General features: G+C 68.0%; 22 protein-coding genes and 1 pseudogene. 15 read left to right on the forward strand and 8 right to left on the reverse strand.

Translation table 11 applies throughout. The features are described from left to right. The first annotated feature begins 237 nt into the window (after window positions 1-237). Entirely contained in the window at window positions 238-2,034 is a 1,797-nt protein-coding gene (arc, locus tag LFM09_RS16960; RefSeq protein ID WP_414097409.1) for a proteasome ATPase, read from the forward strand. 201 nt (window positions 2,035-2,235) lie between these two features. Then, the gene (locus LFM09_RS16965; RefSeq protein ID WP_414097410.1) at window positions 2,236-2,739 is read left to right on the forward strand and encodes a hypothetical protein; all 504 of its coding nucleotides are present in this window, start codon (window positions 2,236-2,238) and stop codon (window positions 2,737-2,739) included. Here LFM09_RS16965 and LFM09_RS16970 read toward each other — a convergent pair. Both LFM09_RS16970 and LFM09_RS16975 read right to left on the reverse strand, forming a co-directional pair. Beyond that, window positions 2,736-3,365: a response regulator gene (locus LFM09_RS16970; RefSeq protein WP_414097411.1), complete on the reverse strand. Its 630-nt coding sequence runs from the start codon at window positions 3,363-3,365 to the stop codon at window positions 2,736-2,738. The genes LFM09_RS16965 and LFM09_RS16970 overlap by 4 nt on opposite strands. Then, window positions 3,362-4,429, reverse strand: a complete 1,068-nt coding sequence (locus LFM09_RS16975; RefSeq protein ID WP_414097412.1) for a sensor histidine kinase — start codon at window positions 4,427-4,429, stop codon at window positions 3,362-3,364. Before LFM09_RS16975 ends, LFM09_RS16970 begins: the two co-directional genes overlap by 4 nt. A gap of 111 nt (window positions 4,430-4,540) precedes the next feature. On the opposite strand from LFM09_RS16975, the pseudogene LFM09_RS16980 reads away from it, so the two are divergent. The 5 genes and pseudogenes from LFM09_RS16980 to LFM09_RS17000 form a co-directional block, all read left to right on the forward strand. Continuing rightward, window positions 4,541-5,182: pseudogene (locus LFM09_RS16980) on the forward strand (ABC transporter ATP-binding protein); the annotation flags it as partial. A gap of 56 nt (window positions 5,183-5,238) precedes the next feature. Beyond that, window positions 5,239-5,994, forward strand: coding sequence for an ABC transporter permease (locus LFM09_RS16985; RefSeq protein ID WP_414097413.1), 756 nt, complete (start codon window positions 5,239-5,241; stop codon window positions 5,992-5,994). 97 nt (window positions 5,995-6,091) lie between these two features. Beyond that, window positions 6,092-7,141, forward strand: a complete 1,050-nt coding sequence (locus LFM09_RS16990; RefSeq protein ID WP_414097414.1) for a glycoside hydrolase family 5 protein — start codon at window positions 6,092-6,094, stop codon at window positions 7,139-7,141. Window positions 7,142-7,303: 162 nt separating this feature from the next. Continuing rightward, a complete protein-coding gene (locus LFM09_RS16995) occupies window positions 7,304-8,332 on the forward strand; it encodes a glycoside hydrolase family 5 protein (RefSeq protein WP_414097415.1) in 1,029 nt (342 codons plus the stop codon). Between the two features lie 15 nt (window positions 8,333-8,347). Continuing rightward, window positions 8,348-9,223: an aldo/keto reductase gene (locus tag LFM09_RS17000; protein WP_414097416.1), complete on the forward strand. Its 876-nt coding sequence runs from the start codon at window positions 8,348-8,350 to the stop codon at window positions 9,221-9,223. Here LFM09_RS17000 and LFM09_RS17005 read toward each other — a convergent pair. Then, on the reverse strand, window positions 9,210-9,704 hold the full coding sequence (locus tag LFM09_RS17005) for an NUDIX hydrolase (protein ID WP_414097417.1): 495 nt from the start codon (window positions 9,702-9,704) through the stop codon (window positions 9,210-9,212). The genes LFM09_RS17000 and LFM09_RS17005 overlap by 14 nt on opposite strands. 107 nt (window positions 9,705-9,811) lie before the next feature. On the opposite strand from LFM09_RS17005, the gene LFM09_RS17010 reads away from it, so the two are divergent. From LFM09_RS17010 to prcA, 5 genes are all read left to right on the forward strand, one after another. Beyond that, window positions 9,812-12,220, forward strand: a complete 2,409-nt coding sequence (locus LFM09_RS17010; RefSeq protein WP_414097418.1) for an FtsX-like permease family protein — start codon at window positions 9,812-9,814, stop codon at window positions 12,218-12,220. A gap of 73 nt (window positions 12,221-12,293) precedes the next feature. Beyond that, on the forward strand, window positions 12,294-13,787 hold the full coding sequence (gene dop / locus LFM09_RS17015) for a depupylase/deamidase Dop (protein ID WP_414097419.1): 1,494 nt from the start codon (window positions 12,294-12,296) through the stop codon (window positions 13,785-13,787). Window positions 13,788-13,866: 79 nt separating this feature from the next. Continuing rightward, the gene (locus tag LFM09_RS17020; protein ID WP_065920406.1) at window positions 13,867-14,061 is read left to right on the forward strand and encodes a ubiquitin-like protein Pup; all 195 of its coding nucleotides are present in this window, start codon (window positions 13,867-13,869) and stop codon (window positions 14,059-14,061) included. A gap of 48 nt (window positions 14,062-14,109) precedes the next feature. After that, the gene (gene prcB, locus LFM09_RS17025) at window positions 14,110-14,958 is read left to right on the forward strand and encodes a proteasome subunit beta (RefSeq protein ID WP_414097420.1); all 849 of its coding nucleotides are present in this window, start codon (window positions 14,110-14,112) and stop codon (window positions 14,956-14,958) included. Window positions 14,959-14,993: 35 nt separating this feature from the next. Continuing rightward, window positions 14,994-15,761, forward strand: a complete 768-nt coding sequence (prcA, locus tag LFM09_RS17030; protein WP_414097421.1) for a proteasome subunit alpha — start codon at window positions 14,994-14,996, stop codon at window positions 15,759-15,761. 316 nt (window positions 15,762-16,077) lie between these two features. Here the strand turns inward: prcA and LFM09_RS17035 are convergent, their stop codons facing one another. From LFM09_RS17035 to LFM09_RS17050, 4 genes are read right to left on the reverse strand one after another with little or no spacing between them, the layout of a single operon-like run. After that, a complete protein-coding gene (locus LFM09_RS17035; RefSeq protein WP_414097422.1) occupies window positions 16,078-17,265 on the reverse strand; it encodes a GNAT family N-acetyltransferase in 1,188 nt (395 codons plus the stop codon). A 10-nt stretch (window positions 17,266-17,275) separates the two neighbouring features. Beyond that, on the reverse strand, window positions 17,276-19,912 hold the full coding sequence (locus tag LFM09_RS17040) for an FtsX-like permease family protein (RefSeq protein ID WP_414097423.1): 2,637 nt from the start codon (window positions 19,910-19,912) through the stop codon (window positions 17,276-17,278). After that, a complete protein-coding gene (locus LFM09_RS17045; RefSeq protein WP_414097424.1) occupies window positions 19,909-20,613 on the reverse strand; it encodes an ABC transporter ATP-binding protein in 705 nt (234 codons plus the stop codon). The genes LFM09_RS17040 and LFM09_RS17045 overlap by 4 nt, the downstream gene beginning before the upstream one ends. Next, complete coding sequence (locus LFM09_RS17050; protein WP_414097425.1) at window positions 20,610-21,155, reverse strand: PadR family transcriptional regulator; 546 nt, start codon at window positions 21,153-21,155, stop codon at window positions 20,610-20,612. The genes LFM09_RS17045 and LFM09_RS17050 overlap by 4 nt, the downstream gene beginning before the upstream one ends. 46 nt (window positions 21,156-21,201) lie before the next feature. Here LFM09_RS17050 and LFM09_RS17055 point away from each other — a divergent pair, with 46 nt between their 5' ends. Beyond that, window positions 21,202-21,897, forward strand: coding sequence for a GNAT family N-acetyltransferase (locus LFM09_RS17055; protein WP_414097426.1), 696 nt, complete (start codon window positions 21,202-21,204; stop codon window positions 21,895-21,897). Here LFM09_RS17055 and LFM09_RS17060 read toward each other — a convergent pair. Next, entirely contained in the window at window positions 21,887-22,495 is a 609-nt protein-coding gene (locus LFM09_RS17060; RefSeq protein ID WP_414097427.1) for a maleylpyruvate isomerase family mycothiol-dependent enzyme, read from the reverse strand. The genes LFM09_RS17055 and LFM09_RS17060 overlap by 11 nt on opposite strands. Before the next feature lie 79 nt (window positions 22,496-22,574). Between LFM09_RS17060 and LFM09_RS17065 the strand changes: the two genes are divergently transcribed. Further along, window positions 22,575-22,994 (forward strand): MarR family winged helix-turn-helix transcriptional regulator, encoded by a 420-nt coding sequence (locus tag LFM09_RS17065; RefSeq protein WP_414097428.1) that lies wholly within the window; start codon window positions 22,575-22,577, stop codon window positions 22,992-22,994. Window positions 22,995-23,008: 14 nt separating this feature from the next. Beyond that, the gene (locus LFM09_RS17070) at window positions 23,009-23,827 is read left to right on the forward strand and encodes a hypothetical protein (RefSeq protein WP_414097429.1); all 819 of its coding nucleotides are present in this window, start codon (window positions 23,009-23,011) and stop codon (window positions 23,825-23,827) included. Window positions 23,828-23,965 lie beyond the last annotated feature (138 nt).

The following is a 23,965-nucleotide window of genomic DNA, read 5'->3' on the forward strand; positions in this document are numbered from 1 at the left end:
CCTCTCCTCGGACTTCTCGCAGGTCGATCGGCGTGTCGCCGGGCGAAACGCCGGTCGCGGTTTCTGGGACGCACCGTAGCGGGTCGGCGGTCGCGGCTGACACCGAGATGGAGCAGTTGACCTCTCTTGGCGGCCGGACCGTTGCGTCACACGAGCGAAGATGATGTTGTGAGTGCACGATTTTGTCGGTGATCGCCGGTACCGTAATCGGTACGAACACGGGAGGAGGGTGCCGACATGCAGCACGGTCATCCCGGCAGCCAACCCGATGAGGGTGGCGAGCTGAACCAGGGCAACAATTCTGCTGAGCTGACAGCGCAGATCAGGTTCCTCGAGGACGAGATCGCGTCGTTGCGTCGCAAGCTGACCGAGTCCCCGCGCCACGTGCGGTTGCTCGAGCAGCGCTTGGCTGAGGCGACAGAGCGCGTCAGCCAGCTGACCGAGCGAAACACGAAGCTCATAGACACCCTCCGCGAAGCACGAAGCCAACTGCTCGCGCTGCGTGAGGAGGTCGACCGGCTGGCCCAACCCCCCAGCGGGTACGGCGTCTTCATGGCGCGTTTCGACGACGGGACGGTGGACGTCTTCACGTCCGGCCGCCGGATGCGGGTCGCCGTGTCCCCGGCGGTCGAGCCGGAGAAGCTGTCGTTCGGCCAGTCGGTGCGCCTCAACGAAGCGCTGACCGTCGTCGAGGCCGGCGGTTTCGAGCGGTCGGGTGAGGTCTGCGCACTGCGGGAGGTGCTCTCCGAAGAGGGAGAGGACCAGATCGCCCGCGCGCTGGTCGTCGGCCACGCGGACGAGGAGAGGGTGGTCTGGCTCGCCCAGCCCCTGCTCGACTCGCCGCTCAAGCCCGGCGACTCGTTGCTGGTCGACTCGAAGGCGGGTTTCGCCTACGAGCGGGTCCCCAAGGCCGAGGTCGAGGACCTCGTGCTCGAAGAGGTCCCGGACATCGACTACAACGACATCGGCGGCCTGTCCCGGCAGATCGAGCAGATCCGCGACGCCGTGGAACTGCCCTTCCTGCACGCGGACCTCTTCCGCGAGTACGAGCTGCGCCCGCCCAAGGGCGTGCTGCTCTACGGCCCTCCCGGCTGCGGCAAGACGCTCATCGCCAAGGCGGTGGCGAACTCCCTGGCCAAGAAGGTGCGGGAGCTCCGCGGCGAGACCGACAAGCAGGCCAAGTCCTACTTCCTCAACATCAAGGGCCCCGAGCTCCTCAACAAGTTCGTCGGTGAGACCGAGCGGCACATCCGCCTGATCTTCCAGCGTGCTCGTGAGAAGGCGTCAGAGGGCACCCCGGTGATCGTGTTCTTCGACGAGATGGACTCGATCTTCCGCACCCGCGGCTCCGGTGTGTCGTCCGACGTCGAGACGACGATCGTGCCCCAGCTCCTCAGCGAGATCGACGGCGTCGAGGGCCTGGAGAACGTCATCGTCATCGGCGCCTCCAACCGCGAGGACATGATCGACCCGGCGATCCTCCGCCCCGGCCGACTCGACGTGAAGATCAAGATCGAGCGACCGGACGCCGAGGGCGCGAAGGACATCTTCAACAAGTACCTGACGCCCAACCTCCCGCTGCACGCCGACGACCTCGCCGAGTTCGGCGGGGACCCGAAGGCCTGCATCGAGGGCATGGTGCAGCACACCGTGGAGCGCATGTACGAGGAGTCCGAGGAGAACCGCTTCCTGGAGGTCACCTACGCGAACGGTGACAAGGAGGTCCTGTACTTCCGGGACTTCAACTCCGGCGCGATGATCCAGAACATCGTCGACAGGGCCAAGAAGGCAGCGATCAAGTCGCTGCTGGACACCAAGCAGCCCGGCCTCTCGGTCCGGCACCTGCAGGCCGCCATCGTCGACGAGTTCGCCGAGAACGAGGACCTGCCGAACACGACGAACCCGGACGACTGGGCACGCATCTCGGGCAAGAAGGGCGAGCGGATCGTCTACATCCGCACGCTCGTCACCGGGAAGAACCAGGAGACCGGGCGCGCGATCGACACGGCCACGAACACCGGCACGTACCTGTAAGACCCCGAGCAGTTCAACACTGCATCGAACCGCCCCCGCCGGCTTCCGGCGGGGGCGGTTCGCGTTCCGGGGCGTTACACATTTCGAACCCGCCGATCGACTGATCAAGACAACGTCCTGTGTGGACGATGTAGTGGGGGTGACAGACAAGAGAGAGATCGCGACATGCGGTCGGTTCGGCGATGAAGAGGTACCGCAGTCGTGGACGTTTTGAAGTACATCCTTCCTGCGGTGTTGACAGGTGTCGTGACCTTGGTGGTCACGGTGTGGACGGTCCGGCGCAATCACGTCCAGGCGGAGAAGACGGGAAGGAGGGCTCGGACGTGGGAGTTGCGCAAGGATGATCACGCGAGTGCTCAGCGTCTTCTGGACTGGTTCGACCAGGCTTGTGCCGAGGTCAGCCGCAAGCCCCGCACCGCCGCGGAACTCGAGGACCTCGGCCTCCCGCAGAAGATGCTGGAGCTGAGCCAGACGGCGCGGAAGCTGTCCGTCGACTCCAAGGCGAGGAAGACCCTGCACGACCTGCACGCGCATCTGGTGTGCATCGAGAGCAACCCGCTTCCCGAAGGCGTTCGCACCGGCGGCCAGGTGGACGTCGAAGCAGCTGTCCAGGCCGCCTGCGCGCAGGGGCGTGAAGCCGCACACGCGTTGGACTACATCGCGGTCGCTCGTGAGGCCATCACCAGCGAGTGGGGTCCTGACTAGCTCACCAGGCCGGATTCGTAGGCCGCGATCACCAGCTGCGCCCGGTCGCGGGCGTGCAGCTTCGCCAGCAGGTTCCCGATGTGCGTCTTCACCGTGCCGGTGCTGACGTGCAGCGCAGCCATGATCTCCGCGTTGGACAGCCCACGCGCGATCAGCAGCAGGACTTCCTTCTCCCGTTCGGTCAGCCGTTCCAGCCCCGACACCACCGGCGACGACGGCTGCCGGACGAACTCCGAGATCAGCCGGCGCGTGACGGACGGCGACAGCAGCGACTCGCCCGCCGCCACCACCCTGATCGCCGCCAGCAGCTCGGCCGGAGGAGTGTCCTTCAGCAGGAAGCCCGAGGCCCCGGCCCGCAACGCGCCGAAGACGTACTCGTCGAGGTCGAACGTCGTCAGCACCAGCACGCGAGGCCCGGACAGCAGCCGGGTCGCCTCGATGCCGTCCATCTCCGGCATGCGGATGTCCATCAGCACGACGTCTGGTGCCAAAGAAGAAGCGAGCGACACGGCCTCAGCGCCGGTGCCGGCCTCTCCCACCACGGTCAGGTCCGGTTCGCTGTCGACCAGCAGGCGGAAGCTGGCGCGCAGCAACGCCTGGTCGTCGACGATCAGCACGCGGGTCATCGGTACGGCAGCTCCGCCACGACCCGGAAGCCGCCGTCAGGGCCGGGGCCGGCGCTGAACGTGCCGCCGTAGACGGCGACGCGTTCGCGCATCCCGATCAAACCGTGTCCCACGCCCAACTCCCGCACCCCCGGACCGTCGTCGACCACCTCGATGTGCACCGCCCCATCGCGAACCTCGACCACCGCGGTGCACGACGCCGGCGCCGCGTGCTTCACCACGTTCGTCAGAGCCTCCTGCACGATCCGGTACGCCGACAGCCCGACCCCCTCGGGCACAACGGAGTCACCGCGTACGTCCAACGTGACGCGCACCCCCGCCAGTGAGGCGCGGTCGGCCAGCGACGCCAAGCCTTCCAAGCCCGGCGACGGTGCCAGCGAGGCGTCGGAGCGCAGCACGCCGAGCAGGCTGCGCATCTCGGTCAGCGCCGCGCGGCTCGTCTCCGAGATCACCTGCAGCGCCTCGTAAGCGTGTTCGGGTGAGCGCACGTGTGCGGCGTTGCCCGCCTGCACCGCGATCAGGGACAGGTTGTGCGCCACCACGTCGTGCAGCTCGCGCGCGATGTGCATGCGTTCGTCCACCAACGCTTGCGAAGCCCGTTGCGCTGCCTCACGCGCGAGGAACGAGCGCCGCATCCGGGTCGTGTAGCCGATCACCCACACGGCGCCGAGAGCGGCTGTGGAGGCGAGGATGTTCTCCCACTCGCCGCCCGAGACGCCGGCGATCGCGATCACGCTCACCACGACCCCGGTCATCGACCACGCGGGGGAGCGGTCGACCGCCGCGCTGTAGAGCACGAAGCACACCGCGGCCACGGGCGCGCCCAGTGCCTGCGTCGGCAGCACCTGGAGCATGATCGCCGCCACCGTGGCCGCCAGGACGACGGTCAGCGCGTTCATCGGCCAGAACCGGCGCACCGTGATGGGCAGGGCGACCGCCGCGGCGCACGCGATGACCACCCACCACGGCCAGTCGCTGCGTTCCTCGACGCCGTAGCCGACCAGGAAGCCGATCACCGCCGCGGCGGTGACGTCGACCAGGTAGAGGTGAAGTCTGGTGAGCACGAACCAGACGTTAACGATCAGAAGGACCCGGCGCCTCGGACCACGGTCCGATTCCGGAGTTCGGCCCGAGGTCCGATCCGCGGCGAACAGAAACCGCCGACTCTCTTCCGCATGATCGAGGTGCGGAACCTGACGAAGAGATACGGCGACACGACGGCGGTCGACGACCTGTCGTTCACCGTCCGGCCGGGGCTGGTGACGGGCTTCCTGGGGCCCAACGGCGCCGGCAAGTCCACGACGATGCGCATGATCGTCGGACTCGACCGGCCCACCGAGGGCGAGGCGCTGGTCGGCAACAAACGCTACGCGGAGCTCGACCAGCCGCTCAGGCACGTCGGCACGCTGCTCGACCCGGCGGCCGTGCACCACGGGCGAAAGGCGCTGGACCACCTGCGCTGGCTCGCGGCGAGCAACGGGATCAGCCAGAAGCGCGCGGAAGAGCTCATCGAGCAGGTCGGCCTGGGCGGCGTGCGGCACAAGCGGATCAAGGCTCTGTCGCTCGGCATGAAGCAACGGCTCGGCGTCGCGGCGGCACTGCTGGGCGACCCGCAGGTGCTGATGTTCGACGAACCCGTCAACGGCCTGGACCCGGAAGGCGTGCGGTGGATCCGCGACCTGATGCGCGGCCTGGCGAACGAGGGCCGCACGGTCTTCGTCTCCAGCCACCTGATGAGCGAGATGGCGCTCACCGCCGACCACGTCGTGATCGTCGCGAGAGGACAGCTCATCCAAGAGACACCGATGGAGGCGTTGACCCGCAACGGTTCCCTGGAGGACGCCTACCTCGACCTCACCGCAGGGAGGGGACTGTGAAGAACGCACTCGCAGCGGAGTGGCTGAAGCTCAAAACCGTCAGGGCGCCGTACGGCCTCGTCGGGGCCATCGGCCTGATGGTGGCGTGCGGCGCGCTGCTCTCGTGGCTGATCGTCCAGGACTACGACACGTCACCGGCGGCGGAACAGGCGCGGTTCGCCTCCGCCGACGCCAGCGTGGTGATCAATCCGGTCCTGCAGTTCTGCGTCGCCGCGCTCGGTGCCCTGGTCGCCACCTCCGACCCGAGGCTCACCGCGCTGACCGCCGTGCCGAACCGGAAACGCTTGCTGGCGGCGAAAACCGGGCTCGTCGCCACCACGGCCGTGGTGGTCGGCACGGTCGCGCTCGCCCTGAGCATCGGCGCGAGCTGGCTGATCATGGGCGACCGGCCGCCGCCCATCGCGCCCTGGGACGGGCTCACAGACGTGCTCCCGTGGGCGGGCGCGGCGGTGTTGTCGATCCTGGTGACTGGTCTGATCGGTCTCGGCCTGGGCCTGGCGCTGCGGTCGACGGCGGTGGCGATCGTGGTGGTCGGCGTCCTGCTGTGGGGCCTGCCGGCGATCACGCCGATGCTGCCCGAACCGTGGAACGTGGACGCCTCGGCGGTGATGGTTCCGTACCTGGTCTACGAGGTGGCGGGGATCGTCGAGGACCCGCCGCTGAATCCATCGGCCGCCGTTGCATGTTTGATCGTTTACGTACTGGTGACGCTGGGTACCGGAACTGTGACTCTTCTCAGTCGAGACGCTTGACGCACTCTTGGGGCGGCCCTAAGGTCATCTATACCTTTAATCGGTAAGGAAACTTACCTAACTAATCCGCCGCCAGCAGTCCGAGAGGAGACGCTGAATGGCTTGGCAGAAGTCTGTGGTGGCGCTCGCCGCGGCAGTCGTGCTCCCGCTCACCGGTGTGATGGCAGGGAGTTCAGTCGCTGCCGCACCCGAGGGTGACGTCTCCGCGTCCGCGTTGCCGCTGGGCTCGTCCGCGGCGGTCAACGGCCAGTTGAAGGTCTGTGGTGTGAAGCTCTGCAACCAGGCGGGCCAGCAGGTCCAGCTGCGGGGCATGAGCACCCACGGCATCCAGTGGTTCTCCCAGTGCATCAAGACCGCGTCCCTGGACGCGCTCGCGACCGACTGGAAGGCCGACGTTCTGCGCATCTCGATGTACATCCAGGAGGGTGGTTACGAGACCAACCCCCGGAAGTTCACCGACATGGTGCACGGCTACATCGAGGAAGCCACCAAGCGCGGCATGTACGCGCTGGTCGACTGGCACCAGCTCTCGCCGGGCGACCCGAACCACAACACGGCCCGTGCCAAGACGTTCTTCAAGGAGATCGCGCAGCGGCACAAGAACAAGACGAACATCATCTACGACATCGCGAACGAGCCCAACGGCGTCTCGTGGTCGCGGGTGAAGTCCTACGCGGAGGCCGTCATCCCGACGATCCGCGCGGAGGACCCGGACAGCCTGATCCTCGTCGGCACGCACGGCTGGTCGACGTTCGGTCTGTCCGACGGCAAGGACATCAACGAGGTGAGCCGGAACAAGGTCAACGCCTCGAACCTGATGTACACCTTCCACTTCTACGCGAAGTCGCACCGCGACAGCTACCTCAACGCGTTGAAGACGGTCTCGAGCCAGGTGCCGGTCTTCGTCACCGAGTTCGGCTCGCAGGAGGCCTCCGGTGACGGTCCCAACGACTTCACCATGGCGAACAAGTTCATCACGTTCATGAACCAGGCGAAGATCTCCTGGACGAACTGGAACTTCTCCGACGACCACCGCACGGGTGCGGTGTTCAAGGGTGGTACCTGCTCCGGCAACAGCTTCGCCGGCGAGGGTCCGCTGAAGGACGCCGGCAAGTGGGTTCGCAACCACATCAGGGCAAACCGCTAGACCGACCCCGGCGGGTCACAGGAACGGCGGTCCCTCGGGGCCGCCGTTCCTCGTTGTGCCACTTGCCTCTTCGGGCAGTTGTGGCGAGATTCGTTGACCGCTCTTCGTTGTCGTCCATACCTTTCACCTCAACGCCGCCCACGGTTCGAGAGGGGAAGCTGGATGGCTTGGCTGAAGTCTGTGGTGGCGTCCGCGGCAGCGGTGGTCGTGCTCCCGTTGACGTCGGTGCCGACCGCCGGTGCCGCGATGCCGGCGGGCTCACCCGCGGCGGTAAACGGGCAGCTGAAGGTCTGCGGTGTGCAGCTGTGCAACAAGAACGGGAAAGCCGTCCAGTTGCGCGGCATGAGCACACACGGAATCCAGTGGTTCAACGGCTGTAACAAGTCCCAGTGGTGGGACGCCCTGCAGAACGACTGGAAGGCCGACATCGTCCGCGTCGCGATGTACGTCGCCGCGAACGAGGGCGGGTACGAGACGAACCCGCGCAAGTTCACCGACCTGATGCACAGCTACATCGAGGAGGCCACCAGGCGCGGCCTCTACGTGCTGGTCGACTGGCACCAGCTCGACCCCGGCGACCCGAACGTCCACACCGCCAAGGCGAAGACGTTCTTCAAGGAGATCGCCCAGCGGCACAAGGACAAGACGAACATCATCTACGACGTCGCCAACGAGCCGAACGGCACGTCGTGGTCGCGGGTCAAGTCCTACGCCGAGCAGATGGTCCCGGTCATCCGCGCGGAGGACTCGGACAGTCTGATCATCTCGGGCACGCACGGCTGGTCGACGTTCGGGCACTCCGACCGGGAAGACCCGTCGGTGGTGCTGAACAACAAGGTCAACGCCACGAACTTCATGTACTCGTTCCACTTCTACGCCAACGAACACCGCGACGACTACGTGTCGGTGCTGGACCGCGTGTCGAGCAAGGTCCCGGTGTTCGTCACGGAGTTCGGCACGCAGATGGCCTCGGGTGACGGCGCGAACGACTTCGCGATGTCGCAGAAGTTCATCGACCTGATGAAGCGCAAGAAGATCTCCTGGACGAACTGGAACTTCTCGGACGACCCGCGTTCCGGCGCGGTGTTCAAGCAGGGCACGTGCTCGGGCACGTCGTTCAGCGGCACGAGCAAGCTCAAGCCGGCCGGGGTCTGGGTGCGCGACATCGTGCGGTCGCAGGACGAGTGGTGATCTACCGTTGAGCGCATGGCTCAACTCGCGCTCGGTCTCGCCTCGCTCGGTCGTCCCGCCTACATCAACCTGGGACGCGAGGGCGCGCTGCCTGCTGTGCGCGACGTCGAGTCCATGCGCGCACAGTGTCACAGCGTCCTCGACACGGCCTCCGAGCTGGGAATTCGCTGGGTCGACGTGGCCCGGTCGTACGGGTTGTCCGAGCAGTTCCTGAGCGAGTGGCTGCCCGGCCACGACGTCACGGTCTCCAGCAAGTGGGGTTACGCCTACACCGCGGACTGGCGGCCGGACGCCGAGGTGCACGAGGTCAAGGAGCACTCGCTGGCCCGTTTCACCCAGCAGTGGCAGGAAACCCGGGCGTTGCTGCCCCGAGTCGATCTTTACCAGGTCCACTCGCTGACTGCGGACAGCCCGCTGTTCGACGACCGCGCGCTGCAGGAGGCGATGGTCGCGATCGGCGTCCCGCTCGGGTTCTCCACCTCTGGACCGCGGCAGGCCGACGCCATCCGCAAGGCGCTCGGTCTCGGCATCTTCCGGTCCGTCCAGTCCACTTGGAACGTTCTCGAAACGTCAGCGGGTGAGGTCTTGCGCGAGGCTCACGACGCCGGGTTGCGCGTGATCATCAAGGAGGGCGTCGCCAACGGGAGGCTCGTCGTCGAGCCACCGCAAGCGGTTGCGGCACAAGCGAAAGCGCTGGGCGTCGGTCCGGACGCGGTCGCGCTGGCCGCCATCGCGCAGCAGCCGTGGGTGGACGTCGTGCTGTCCGGTGCGGCGAGCCCGGAGCAGCTTCGGTCCAATGTGGACGCACTGAGGATCGAGGTCGACCTGCCGGAGCTGGCCGAGCCCGCCGAGCAGTACTGGAAGACGCGCGCCGGCCTCAGCTGGAACTGAGCCGCAGCCACTCCCTGCCGATCTCACGGCCGTCCGGGACGAGCGGCCAGTCCAGGTCCTCGATTTTCGCGCGCAGTTCGGCCAGGTCCATCCACCCGCCCCAGGCGACCTCCTCTGGCTGGTGGGTGAACGGGCCGTCGAAGTGCGTCTCGTAGATCCACGCGTGGTAGCGGGTCAGGTCGTCGACGTAGGTCGTCTGGAAGAGCGGCGTGAGCGGTGCCTCGACGCCGAGCTCCTCGCGCAGCTCGCGGGCGGCCGCCACGTCCGGGGTCTCGCCCGCGTCGATCACGCCGCCCGCGGCGTAGTCGTAGAGGCCGGGGAAGACGTCCTTGGTGTCGGTGCGGCGGTGCACGTAGATCCGTTCGCCGTCACCCGAGAACACCAGGGTGAGCACGCACCCGTGCCAGAGGTTCTCGGTGCGCATGCGTTCGCGGGTCACCTCGCCGATCACGTTCGCGTCCTCGTCGTAGAGGTTGATCATCCCCGTGTCCTCCTGTGGTCGTACGCGAGCTTGCTACCTCAGTCCGACGCCCGCTGATCGTCTCCCTTCCTACCTTCGTGAACGTCAGACGTCACCGAGGAGGATTCGTGTCCACTTCCCTGCGGCTCGGCGTCGCCGAGTTCCGCGCCCGGCCGGGCCGCGCGCTGCTGCCCGGCGTAGCGCTCGTCGTCGGCGTGGCCTGCCTGCTGGCCGCCCTGGTGCTGAGCGACGCGCTCACCAGGTCGGTCGACGAGGGCGCACCCCTCACACCGTCCACAGTGGAGCACGTGGTGGACGTGAAGGCCCAGCCGTTCGACCCGTCCGAGTCCGGCACCGCTGCCGAGGCGAACCGCCCGAAGCTGGACGCCGCGCTGCTCGCGAAGCTGTCCGCGGTCGGCAGGGCGGTGCCGGTGCAGGAGGGCAAGGCCGACCTGCTCGACACCAACGGCCGCGCGGGGGAGCACCGCGCCGAGGTGATGGTCCAGCAGCCCGACCTGGTGCGCTGGCCGCTGGCCGAGGGCAACCAGCCCGCCGCGGACGGCGAGATCGCCGTCGACAAGCTCACCGCGTACGAGCGCGGCATCAAGCCCGGTGACAAGGTCGAGCTCGCCGCGGCCGACGGGCGGCCGCTCGAGGTCACCGTCACCGGCATCATGAAGAAGGGCGGGCTCGACTCGCGGCCGATCCTGGTCGCCGGTCCAGACCTGGCCCGCAAGCTCGACCCGGAGCCGTTCACCAAGGAGGTCTGGGTCATCGGCGGTGCCCGTGACGCGGTCGCGAGCGCTGCCGGTGTGTCGTACGTCGTGTGGGACCCCGCCCCGGACGCCGACAAGATCGGCAACGACCTGACGTACATCCTGCTGCCGTTCAGCGTGCTCGCGCTGGCCACGGCCGTGTTCGTGGCGTCGGCGACGTTCCGTGCGGTCTACGCGCAACGTCAGCGCCAGACGGCGTTGCTGCGGTGCATCGGTGCCCAGCGCGGGCCGTTGGTGCGCAGGAGCCTGTTCGAGGCGTTGCTGACGGGTGCGCTGGCCGGTGTCGGCGGGGCGCTGCTCGGTGGGCCGATGGCGTGGCTGCTGGCCAGGACGTTCGACGTCACCGGCATCTCCGCGCTGTTCGGCGCGGTGGAGCTCAGCCCGGACCTGCTGCCGTCGCTCGGGTACGTGATCCTCGGAGTTGTTGTTGCCGCGCTGTTGAGCGTGATGGCCGCTGTCCGGCCCGCGATCAACGCCGCGCGCGTGTCGCCGCTCGCCGCGTTGCGTGAGGCGGAGAACGAGGTGCCACCTCGCTCGGTCCGCCGCCTGCGCTTGGTGTTCGGTGTGCTGTTCACCGGTGGTGCCGCGATGCTCGCGCTGCTGGCCATCGCCGCGAAGGGCACCGTGGCGGCTCCTTTGGCCGTGACGTTCTCCGCGATCGCCGCGGTGACCGGCCTGTTCTGGATCCTCGGCCCGGTCACGGTTCCGTTCATCGCGCGGTTGTTCGGCAAGATCGGTGGCACCCAGTGGAAGCTCGCCGGCGCCGAGGTGCGCAGGATGCCGCAGCGGTCGGCGTCGGTGGCGCTGCCGTTGCTGCTGGCCAGCTCGATGGTGACGTTCTTCCTGGTCGTGCTGGGTGGTGCGCAGGACATGGCGTCCGCGTACTCGAACGAGCAACGCCCAGACGCCACCGTGGTCGACGCCGGCGACCGGGCGCTGCCGAACATCTCGGTGCAGCAGCCGGAGGTCGCGGCGAGCGTCGTGCTCCACCGCGCCGAGAACGGTGCGGGCGTCGACCCCGAGCAGTTCAAGGCCTGGCTGAAGGCGCAGGGCGTGTCCGCGTCCGACCAGTTCGTGTCTGGTACCGCGGTCGTGCCGGAGCACTGGGCGGACAAGCCGTTCGTCGAGAACGACGGCAAGCAGTACAAGGTCGTCGGCACCGTGCCCGGCTCGCTGACCGGCTACACGCCGATCATCGGCGGCGTGACCTCCGGCCCGGCGGAGAAGGTGCTGGTCGCGCTGAAGCAGGGCGCGGATCCGGCGGCGTTCCGGGCGAGCCTGCAAGCGTCGTTGCCGAACAACCCGACGGTGATCGTGCAGACGGACGCCGACGAACGGGCGCAGACCGACCGGTACATGCACCTCGGCACCGTGCTGATGATGGTGCTGCTCGGGCTGTCCGTGGCGGTCGCCGTGACCGGTATCGGCACCGCCCTGACCATCTCGGTGCAGGAACGCCGCAAGGAGCTCGCGCTGCGCCGCGCCTTGGGCGTCACTCGGGGCGGACTGCAGGGCGGGGTCATGGCTGAAGCGATCATGTTGGCCCTGGTGGGTGTCATCGGCGGTGGCGTGCTCGGGTTCGTCTATGCGGAAATCGCCATCCTGGCCACTGGGATCGAGATGTCACTGCCAGGGATGCGGGTGGTGTTGCCGCTGGTCATCGGGGCCTTGGCGGTCGTCGTGCTCGCGGTGGTGGCCGCTTTCGGGCCTTCTCGCGGCGCTTCGAGGATTCGCCCTGCGGCAGGACTGGCATCCGGGTGAATAGGGTGAGGGTAGCTTCAACTCGGAAGCTCCCCTCACGCTGTTGTCAGGGGCAGGTCATAAGGTGTTGCGTATGCGGCGGATCATGGGAACCGAGGTCGAGTACGGCATCGCGGTGCCGGGCGACGCGACCGCGAACCCGGTGCTCACTTCGACACAGGTGGTTCTTGCGTACGCGGCGGCGGCGGACATACCGCGCGCCAGGCGTGCGCGGTGGGACTACGAGGTGGAGTCACCGCTGCGCGACGCGCGCGGGTTCGACCTGGGTTCGCCCGGCGGGCACCCCGCCGACTCCGACGTCGAGGACCTCGGCGCGGCGAACGTCATCCTCACCAACGGCGCGCGGCTCTACGTCGACCACGCGCACCCCGAGTACTCGGCTCCCGAGGTCACGAACGCGCGCGACGCGGTGATCTGGGACAAGGCGGGGGAGCGGGTGATGGAGGAGGCCGCGATCAAGGCCGCCTCCGTGCCCGGCCAGCCCCGCCTGCAGCTGTACAAGAACAACGTCGACGGCAAGGGCGCGTCGTACGGCACGCACGAGAACTACCTGATGCAGCGGTCGACGCCGTTCACCGCCGTCATCGCGGGCCTCACGCCGTTCTTCGTGTCGCGCCAGGTCGTGACCGGTTCCGGCCGGGTGGGCATCGGCCCGTCCGGTGAAGAGGCCGGCTACCAGCTCTCGCAGCGCGCGGACTACATCGAGGTCGAGGTCGGCCTCGAGACGACGTTGAAGCGCGGCATCATCAACACGCGCGACGAGCCGCACGCGGACGCGGACAAGTACCGCCGCCTGCACGTCATCATCGGCGACGCGAACCTGGCCGAGTACTCCACGTACCTCAAGGTCGGCACCACCTCGATCGTGCTCGACATGATCGAGGCCGGCCAGCGGTTCGACGACCTGCGCATGGTCGACCCGGTGCGGGCGGTGCACCAGATCAGCCACGACCCGACGCTGAAGACGAAGGTCGAGCTGACCGGCGGCCGCAAGTTCACCGGCCTCGACGTGCAGTTCGCCTACCACGAGCGCGCTTCGGCGTTCATCGAGAAGGAGGGCATCGGCGACCGCGACGTCCTTCGGGTGTGGGGCGAGGTGCTCGACGCGCTGGCCCGCGACCCCGCGGAGTGCGCGGACCGGCTCGACTGGGTCGCCAAGCTGCGGCTGCTGGAGGGCTACCGGCAGCGTGACGGCCTCGCGTGGGGCTCGGCGCGGCTCAACCTGGTCGACCTGCAGTACTCCGACGTCCGGCTGGACAAGGGCCTCTACAACCGCCTGGTCGCGCGCGGCTCGATGAAGCGCCTGGTCAGCGAGGAAGAGGTGCGCGCGGCCATCACCACGCCGCCTGAGGACACGCGTGCGTACTTCCGCGGCCGGTGCCTGGAGCGTTACCCGACCTCGGTCGCGGCTGCGTCGTGGGACTCGGTGATCTTTGATCTCGGTCGAGAATCCCTCGTGCGGATCCCCACGCTGGAACCGCTGCGCGGCACAAAAGCGCACGTCGGGGCACTTCTGGAGGCTTCTGACACCGCCGAGCAGCTGGTGGACGCGCTGACCCGCGGGTGATCGTCTACCCGAGTGGCTCAGGATTTTTGTCGGTGCCGCTGGGTAGTGTTCTTGTCAGGCGAGTTAGCGGGAGGCCGAGATGTCCCAGGAACAGAAGCAGCGCCAGGGTGGTGGCGACGGCGACGACGGCGCGGAAGACGCTGCCGGAGCTGGTCAGGAACGCCGCGAGAAGCTCGGCGAGGACGTGGACGCGATCCTCGACGAGATCGACGACGTGCTCGAGGAGAACGCGGAGGACTTCGTCCGCGCATACGTGCAGAAGGGTGGTCAGTAGGCCTTCGGGGGCCTGTTGACCACTTCGGGACGGGAGAACAACCAACACATGGACAACAGCTCGACCGGGCGTTACCCGGCCGCGGCGCTGCCTCCGGCGTATCTGACGCCAGGCTCGTCGTCGTTCACGGACTTCCTGCGGGCCCAGGCACCCGACTTGCTGCCGTCGGCCCGGAAGCTCCCGGAGGGGACCGTCCAGGCCCCGCACGGGACGACGATCGTCGCGGCCACCTACAAGGGCGGCGTCGTGATCGCCGGTGACCGGCGCGCGACGATGGGCAACGTCATCGCCCAGCGCGACATGAAGAAGGTCTTCGTGACCGACGACCACTCGGCCGTCGGCATCGCGGGCACGGCGGGCATCGCGATCGAGATCGTGCGCCTGTACGCGGTCGAACTGAGGCACTACGAGAAGATCGAGGGCGTCTCGCTGTCACTGGACGGCAAGGCGAACCGCCTCTCGGCGATGATCAGGGGCAACCTCGACGCGGCCATGGCCGGCCTCGCCGTGGTGCCCCTGTTCGCCGGCTACGACACGTCGGCCACCGACACCGAACGCGCGGGCCGGATCGTGTCCTACGACGTCACCGGCGGCCGCTACGAGGAGTCGCAGGGCTACCAGGCCGTCGGCTCGGGCTCGCTGTTCGCGAAGTCGGCGCTGAAGAAGCTCTACGACCCGGACGCGGACGTCGACGCAGCGATCCGCTCGGTCATCGAGGCGCTGTACGACGCGGCGGACGACGACTCGGCCACGGGCGGCCCGGACCCGGTCCGCCGCCTCTACCCGGTCGTGGTCACGATCAACGGCGCCGACGGTGCCGTCGAGGTACCGGAAGCCCAGATCGCCACGATCGCCGACGCGGTCGTCGAAGGTCGCCGGTCCCGTCCCGCAGGCTGAGTCCCGATCCCTTTCCGACGTCAGGAGCACCACCCATGACGATGCCGCTTTACGCATCGGCTGAGCAGGTGATGCGCGATCGCTCCGAGTACGCCCGCAAGGGCATCGCCAGGGGTCGCAGCGTCATCGTGCTGAAGTACGCCGACGGCATTCTGTTCGTCGCGGAGAACCCGTCCAGCACGCTGCACAAGGTCGCGGAGATCTACGACCGCATCGGCTTCGCGGCTGTGGGGCGGTACAGCGAGTTCGAGAACCTCCGGCAGGCGGGCATCCGGTTCGCTGATGTCCGGGGGTACCAGAACGACCCGCGTGACGTGACTTGCCGGTCTCTCGCGAACGTCTACGCCACCACGCTGGGCACCTACTTCACCGAGCAGATCAAGCCCTTTGAGGTGGAGATCTGCGTGGCTGAGGTTGGGCAGTCGTCTGAGTCGGACACGTTGTACCGGTTGACCTATGACGGGTCTGTTGTTGAGGAGCCGCAGTACATCGTCATGGGTGGCACTGTGGATGCTGCCAACTCGGCGCTGAAGGACTCGTTCGCTGACGGGCTTTCGTTGGCTGAGGCTGTTCCGGTTGCGGTTAAGGCGTTGTCCGCTGGGTCTGCCTCCACTGGGAACGGTGCGGCTGAGTTGTTGCCTGCCGGGAAGTTGGAGATCGCGGTTTTGGAGAGGCAGCGGCCTCGGCGGGCGTTTCGGCGGATTGCCGGGGCTGCTTTGGATGAGTTGCTGCCCTCGCCTACCAAGGGTGGGAAGCCTGTGGAGGACGTTGCGTTGCCTCCGGACGAGGGCGAGTCCAAGTAGGTTTGCGTTCAAGGCCCCTGGCTTCGCCGCCGGGGGCCTTTCGCGTGCGTTCCGTTGTTGTCTCCCCGGTGCGTTGGCGGCTGCCGGTTTGTTGTTCGTAGGTGGGCGCGTTGCGGGCGGATGGTCCCGTTGCTTTCTGGGGCGCCGCCCCAGACCCCGCCAATCTGATCAAAGACCGGCCAGCGCCGTCGGCGGGTTGATGGCACGCCTGTTGCTCAGGGCGGCTTGCTGTTGCGTTGTTTGGTTGCGTTGACGGGACCACCCCACCCGGCCCGTATGGGAAAGACGGCCCGTCTTCGCCATCGCTTGATGTGCGTCAGGCCTTGAAGTCGTGCAGGTTTGCTTGCGCCAGCGTTTGGTCGGCGTCGTAGGCCTCGAAGGTTGTCACCGGGCTGAATCCCAGTCGCAGTGCCAGTTTCAGCGAGCGCTCGTTTGCCGTCTGGGTCACCACGATTACCGGCTCGTCTGGGAGTTCGGCTGCTGCTGCGCGTAGTGCGGCGGTGGTGGCTTCGAAGGCCACGCCCTTGCCCCAGGTGTCGGGGTGCAGCAGGTAGCCGAGCTCCAGTTCGTTGCCGTGTTCGGTCACGTGGCCTGGGAGGTCGGCGGCGCGGCGCTTCAGTTCCAGCGTGCCCAGGACTTGGTCGGTTGTCCTGTCGGCGATGACGTAGGTGCCGGGGGCGGCGGTCAGTTTGGCCAGGCCCACTTCCTCGATGCGTTGCTCGATCGCCTCGCGGGTGCGTGGGCCTCCCAGGTGTGCCCAGACCTGCGGGTCGGTCTGCAGTTCGATCAGGCGCTCGCGGTCTGTGTCGCGCACCTTGCGGAGCAGGACTCGGTCGGACTCGATTTCGGTGGCGGAGAGCATGGGTGCCGGGGTTGCGATGCCGGCCAGGAGGTCGGCGAGTTCTGTTGGGCGGCTCAGTTGGGCGCAGTGGCCTGCGGGCAGTTCGATCGGGGTTACGCCGCCTAGGCGGTCGGCCACCACTTTGCGCATGAAGGCCGGGGTGAAGAAGCGGTCTTCTGTGCAGAGGATGAAGTGGGTTGGGATCGCGGGCATTGCGTCCAGGGGCCAGGGGTGTGCCATGGCGGTTTCGGACATGTCGCGTTCGCGCTTCTGCGACTCCTCGGCCAGGTGGGGTGGGACGTCGTGCCAGAACTGGTCTTCCAGGCCGCTGTCGGTGTAGCCGGCGTTGCTCCACCAGTCGTTCGGGGGTTCGCCCGGGGTGGGGAGCATTGCGGTTACGAAGATCAGGGCTTTGGCGTTGATCTCGGCCGCTACCAGTGGGGCGGTGAAGCCGCCGAAGGAGTGGCCTACTACTACGACGTCCTCTGTGGACGGGAGGGCGGCCACAACCGTGGCGGCCCAGTCCGTGAGGTTCTTTGATTCGTCTTCGGTGGGGAGGTCGGGCGCGACGACGGTGTGGCCCTTGGTTTGCAGAGCGTTTGCTACCAGGTGCCACGACCAGCCGACGTCGCCCGCCCCGTGCACTATCGCGAAGGTGGTCACCTTCGCGACTCTATTCGCGTCGTTCGATCGGTAGGCGGGAACGGGTGAAGAGGGCTGCGCCCAGCATCGCCACGGCTGGGACCACCAGCAGTGAGATGAGGACGTTCGGCCAGGGGATTGTGAGCGGGTTCAGTTCTGGTTGGGGCCAGTGGTTTTCGTAGCCGACGTTGAGGGCCGCTAGTAGGGCTAGCGCTGAGCCGACGCCTGCTGCTGTGCCCAGGAAGCCGCCTGTTCCGGCGATCACTCCTGCTTGGCTCAGGGACAGGAGTTTGCGGAGGCTGGGGGAGGCGCCTACTGCGGCCAAGGTGGTGAGGTCCTTGCGGCCGTCTGCTGCTGCCAGGCCGGTGGCCAGGGCTGTGGCTGCGAGGGTGATGATGCCTGCTACCAGGCCCAGGATGCCGAGAGCTTGCTGGTCGTCGGACTCTGTTGGGCGGTCCACGTGCACTTCGTACTCGCCGCCCAGGGCTGCGGTCAGGGCGTCCTGTTCGGATTCGGTGGGCATTCTGGTTGTGGTGGCGTACATGGTGAACGTGCTGACCTTGAAGCCCAGGGACTTGGCGGTTTCCTCGGTCATCAGGGCCAGAGGGGCCTTTTGGCGTTGCGGGGTTGCGTGGCCCGAGGCCGGGATGGTGGTTGATCGGGTGCCGGTGGCCAGCAGGACCTGGTTGTTGGAGACCAGGTTTGGGTCGTTGACGACGATTTTGCCGTCGCGCAGGGCGGTTTCGGCTGCTGGAACGTCGTCGGGTTGTAGGTGTAGCAGGGACTTGGCGGCTTCTGGGGGTACTACTGCCAGGAAGCCGTGCGGGGAGGTGAAGGTGCCGAAGTAGCGGTGTGCTCGGTTCACGCCGGTGCAGCGCTGGTCGGCGAGGGCGGATTTTTCTTCTGCTTCGGTGGGTTCGCGGAGGAGCACGTCCAGGGAGTAGGGACATTCGCGGTCCGCTGGTGGGCGGATGTGGGCGAAGCACGGGCCGCCGTCGCAGGCCAGGAGTTTGATCTCGTGGGTCTCGGCCGCCGGCATGGTGTTGCGGATGGCCGTGGCTACTGAGGGCGGGATGGTTGTGGTGTTGGACTTCGAGAGGTCGTCCAGGCGGTAGACGGAGACGTCGCCCATGTTGCCCGCGATCCGGGCTGCGTCCTGTTCTCCTTGGGAGGTAAGGATCACGCTGACGATCAGCGCGCCGATCACTGCCGCCATCACCGCGGAGATCGCCGGGGCGGCTGCGGTTCGGTTGCGGGAGGCGTCGCGCAGGGCGATGCGCAGGGCTACCGGGAGCCAGCGGCCCGCTTTGGCCAGCAAGCCGAGTAGCGCTGGGGTGCAGAGGACCAGGCCCACCTCGGCGAGGATCAGGGCGAGGAGGATGCCGACGACCTGCATGCTGATCGCGCTGAAGATGCCGGTGGTGATGCCTGCGGCTATGAGGATCAGGCCCAGGATCAGCCAGCGGCGGCGGGAGCGGGTGATTCCCCGGCGGCCTGCCAGGGCGGTGACCACGTCTTGGCGGGAGGAGATCCAGGCGGGGACCAGAGCTGAGAGGACGCCGGTGATCACGGCCAGCAGGGCCAGGCCCGCCAGGGCGGCGGGGAAGAAGCGTTGGGCGCCGAAGCGTTCTGTGAGGATCCATTCGACGAGCGGGCGGGTGGACACCGCTGCCAGCACGCCCAGGGCCACGCCTCCGAGGGCGGCCAGGACGCCCACGACCACGCCGTCGGCGAGGACGATGCGGCGGACGTGGGTGGGGGCGCCGCCCACCGCGGAGATCAGGGCCAGGTCGCGTTTGCGGCGGCGGGCGCCCACGGCCATGGCTGAGCCTGCCAGCAGGGACATTTCCAGCACGGCGAGGCCTGCTACCAGGACGAGGATGTCGGCGGTGAGCTCGCCGGAGTCGGGGAACTGCGGGTAGCTGTCGGCGGCGCTGGGCAGGTTGTGCAGGACGGTGCGGGACAGGACCGCGATGCCGGACTTGTTGAGCTCCTTGACCTTGGCCCAGTCGATCGGGGTGGTGGCCAGCCAGGAGCGGTCGGCCTGGTCGAAGGTGCCGGGGAGCGCCACCACCGTGGTGTCGTCCAGGCGGTTCGGGTCCTCGATCACGCCCACGACGGTGAACGTGCGGCCGTCTTCGGTCGTGAGGGAGCCGCCGAGCTGGGCGCCGGTTCGGGTCATCGCCTTGCGGGACAACGCGATTTCGGTGTTGGTGGTGGCCGGGCGGCCCTCCAGGACGGTGATCATGCCCTTGGTCAGCGGGTCGTTGAGGTCGAGCATCCGGACGCCGGCTCGGCCCACGCCCGCGGTGGTGCGGATGTTGACGCCGCTGCGTTCGACGGGGATGAGCTTTGTGCCTGGTAGCAAGGCTTTCAAGCGCTCTTCTGACGGGTCGGGGCCTTCGGCGTTGCCCAGCGGGATCGCGGAGTCCCTGGTCGGCTGTTGGATCACCGGGCCGCGGTAGGGCCAGCTGATCAGGGCTTCCGAGGTGCCCATGCGGCGGGCGGCGTCCTCGGTGGGAGTCAGGTTGGTCGAGTCGAAGACGACCGCGGTGAACGACAGGGCGGCCACCGGGACGAGGATCAGAGCTACGACGAGGGCCGAACGGCCACGGGATCTGCGGGCCTCGCGCCAGGCGATGCGCAGTGCTGCGCGCCATGCGTTCACGGGGTGCTCAGCAGTTCTTCTGGCTGGTCGCGCTGGGAGACGTCGACCACGACGCCGTCGCGCAGGAAGATGACGCGGTCGGCCCAGGCTGCGTGGCGGGCGTCGTGGGTGACGAGGACGGCGGCGGCTCCGGCGTCTACTTTGGACCGGAGGAGTCGCAGGACGGTTTCGCCGGTGCGGGAGTCGAGGGCGCCGGTCGGTTCGTCGGCGAGGACGAGGCGGCGTTCGCCGATGAGGGCTCGGGCGATGGCGACGCGTTGTTGCTGGCCGCCGGACATCTCGTCGGGGAAGCGGTCCGCGTAGCCGTTAAGGTCTACTTCGGACAGTGCCTTTTCGGCCTGCTGGCGGGACTTGCGCACGCCGTCGAGGTCGAGGGGGAGTGCGACGTTCTCGGCGGCGGTGAGGCTCGCGATGAGGTTGAGGTCCTGGAAGACGTAGCCGATGCGCTTGCGGCGCCAGGCGGCGAGTTGCTTGCGGGACAAGGATTGCAGGCAGGTGCCGTCGACCAGCACCTCGCCACTCGTGGGGCTGTCGAGGCCGCCGGCGAGGTTGAGAAGGGTGGACTTGCCGGAGCCGGACGGGCCCATCACCGCGACGAGTTCGCCGGGTTCGACTTGGAGCGAGATGCCGTCGAGGGCGTTGACCGCCGTCTCGCCGGTGCCGTGGACGCGGTGGACCTCGCGCAGCTCGAGGACGGTCATCTCGGCACCTCGACGTCCGTGGTCTCGGGCATTGGCTGCGGCTGGTAGCGGACCAGGCTTGCCTCGCAGTGGTCGAGCCAGCGCAGTTCGGCCTCGGCCTGGAAGATCATCGCGTCCAGCACCAGCAGCCACGGGAGGTCGCCGGGCTGGGTCTTCAGGCGCGTGTACTCCTGCAGGGTGCGCATGGTGGCGGTGCGCTGGGTCATGACGACCTTGGCGACGTCGACGCCCGGTGTGGTGATGGCCAGGGCGAGTTTGATCGCCACCTCGTCGCGCGGGCGGTCGCTGCGCTTCACCGGCGAGGCGAACCACTTCTTGAGCTCCGTGCGGCCCTGCGTGGTGATCTCGTAGGGGCGCTGGCCCTCGTTCTCGGGCAGTGCGGCGACCAGATCGTCACGCTCCAGGCGCGACAACGTCGTGTAGACCTGCCCGATGTTCAACGGCCACGTGCCTCCGGTGGCCGAGTCGAACGCCGCCCGCAGTTGGTAGCCGTACATCGGCCCGCGCTCCAGGAGCGCGAGCAAACCGTGTTTGACCGACATGCGTACTGAGTATGCATACCGAGTATGTTCCTGGCAACGGTGAGGGGTGCGTTCATGGGTGCGAGCAGGCCGGACATCGGGAACCCTGGTGGTGTCGGCGACGGTCGGCCTGAGCTGTTTGGGGGAAGACGTGGTCGGCGCCACGCCGGGACAGACCGGCCGACTGAGCCTGCTGGGGACGGTGAACCGGCCCGGGGTGACCGGCGTGCGGGTGGTGGTCCGCGACTACGAACCGGCGGACGAACCGTCGTGGCTGCGGTGCCGCGTTCTGGCGTTCCTGGCGACGAACCGCTACGACGACGTCTGGCCGGCCAAGCGCCGCGCCGACCTGGAACTGGTCGCGACAGACGGTGACGTGGTCATCGGGGTGCTCGACGTGTCGGTGCCCGGCGCGGAGGCCACGATCGAGACGGTCGCCGTGCACCCGGACCACCAGGGCCGGGGTGTTGCTCTTGCGTTGCTCACGGAAGCTTTGCCCCGCTTGGAGCGGTGCGGGGTGCAGGCGCTGGTCGCTTCGGTGAGCGAGCCGGCTTGGTTCGCGCGCAACGGGTTCGTGGAGACCTCACGGCACCTGCACGTGTATGCGTCCGTGGACGAGGTGGGCATGGTGCTGAGCGCGAGGCACGGACTGGTGCCGGCCGGGGCGCTGCTGCACGCCAGGATCGAGCGGGAAACCGAGATGCGCCAACGGTTCGAGCGTGTGCACGTGTGCCGCGGGATGGTGCGCCGGATCAGACCGTGATGCCGGTGAGCCGGGGGATGCTCGCGGTCCGCCCGGCCAGGAGCAGGACCAGTGCCTCGATCGGCCCACTGATCTCGGCGCCCTCGCCGACGGACCAGTCGGCGTCGGTGGCGACGAGCCGGTGTCCCGCCAGGCGGCGTCGCGCGTGGAACGGGAACCCGATCCGCCACAGGTCGTCCGCGGACACGACGGCGGCCTCGATCGGCATGTGTCGTTCGATGCCGAGTGGGAGCGCGATGTCCTGCGTGTGCACCATGACGTCCATCATCGCGTTCTTGACGCTCTGGCCGAGTGCGGTCTTGTGCACCCCGACGGCGCCGCGCAGTTCGGCGACGAGCTCTTCGGTCGGTCTGCGTGCCTCGGCGCGCGCGGTCTGGTCGATCACGCGGTTGAAGCTCCCGCGAGCCTTGACGTACTCGCGGATCACGCCGCCGACACCGATCCGGTATCCGACCGACAGGTGTGCGGCGACCTCGCGCACGGTCCAGCCCGCACACAGCGACGGGTACGTCCACTCCACGTCCGTCAGGCCCGCGAGCAGGTCGGCGGTCGCCGCGCGTTCGGCGTCGATCGTCTTCCACATCTGCGAGTCGTCCATGTCCGGCCTCCTCTTGATTTAGTTCGATGGACTGACTACTTTAATCAGAGGATCTGACTAAAACAAGGGGTCGAGTCGAGTGAACATCGGACTGCTGCTCTTCATCCCGAGCCGCGAGGTGGAGAACCGCATCCTGGCCGCGGTCACCGCGGCGGGGTTCGACGTCACGCAGGCGCAGGCGCGGGTGCTCATGCGCATCGGTCCGGAAGGCACGCGGCTGACCGTCCTCGCGGAGGCGGCCCAGGTGACCAAGCAGACCGCCGGGTTCCTCGTGGACCAGCTGGAGAAGGCCGGGTACGTGGAACGCGTGCCCGACCCGACGGACGGCCGGGCCCGGCTGGTGAGGGTGACCGCGAAGGCCATGGAGGCCGTGCCGGTCGCCGATGCCGAGATGGCCAGGATCGAGGCGGAATGGGAAGCGCACATCGGCAAGCGCCGCATGGGTCAGCTGCGCGAGGCCCTGGAACTGCTCGGCGAGATCACGGACCCGTACCGCTGACTTCGGTCGTGCCGGTGGCTTTCAGTCCGGTCGCGCTGACGACGGCGGCGGTCTACCGGGTGGTGTCGGCGCGGTCTTCTGTGTTCGTGAAGGTGCTGCGGCGGCCTCGGATTCCCGCTGACCTGGCAGACCTGGTCGGCGACTTCCCGTGGCGCGACGAGGCGGAGTTCCTGTTGTCGGACTTCGTGTTGCCGCCTGGGTTCCGGCGGCCGCGGGTGCTGCGGGTGGACGACCTCGGCGACCGGATCGGGCTGTGGCTGGAGGACGTGCGCTGTGCTTCGGGGGAGTGGGACCTGGCGCGGTTCCGGCGGGCGGCGCTCGGGCTGGGCCGGTGGGCCGGGCGGCGGTTCGGCGGCGCGCCGGGGCGGGCGTTGCGGGTGCTGTACGAAGGCCGACTGGTGCGGGAGGCGTTTTTGCGGCCGGACTGCTCGCCGCTTGCTGCTCGAGTGCCGTCGGTGCTGGCGCGGCTGGAGGCTTTGCCGCAGGCGACCGGGCACAACGACGCGTGCCCGCAGAACCTGCTGGTGCCCCTGGACGACCCGGAGTCGTTCGTGGCGATCGACGTCGGCTGGCAGTGCCCGAACCCGGTCGGCGCGGATCTCGGCCAGCTGCTCGTGGGGCTGGCGCAGGCGGGACGGATGGCGGTGTCCGAGTTGCCCGCGTTGCGGGAGGAGATCATCGACGCCTACCTGGAAGGGCTGCGGGTGGAGGGGCGTTCGGTGTCTCGGGAGCAGGTCGCGCTGGGGTGCGACGGGTCGCTGGCGTTGCGCAGCGCGTTCCACTCGGAGCCTGAGCTCGCCTCCTACCTGGTCGAACTCGGCATGGCGTGCTGACGGGTCACCCGAGCGGGTGAACGTTGTCCCGATTCACGCCTGGCGTCGTCTGTCAGATGTCCCGAAAACATGGTCATCTTCGCCGCGACAGAAGGAAGGAGCGAGCGGGTGGCGCACAGCGTTGCTGGTCGGGCGGGT

Origin of the sequence: Lentzea alba (assembly GCF_047445655.1) — a bacterium.
GTDB lineage: Bacteria > Actinomycetota > Actinomycetes > Mycobacteriales > Pseudonocardiaceae > Lentzea > Lentzea alba_A.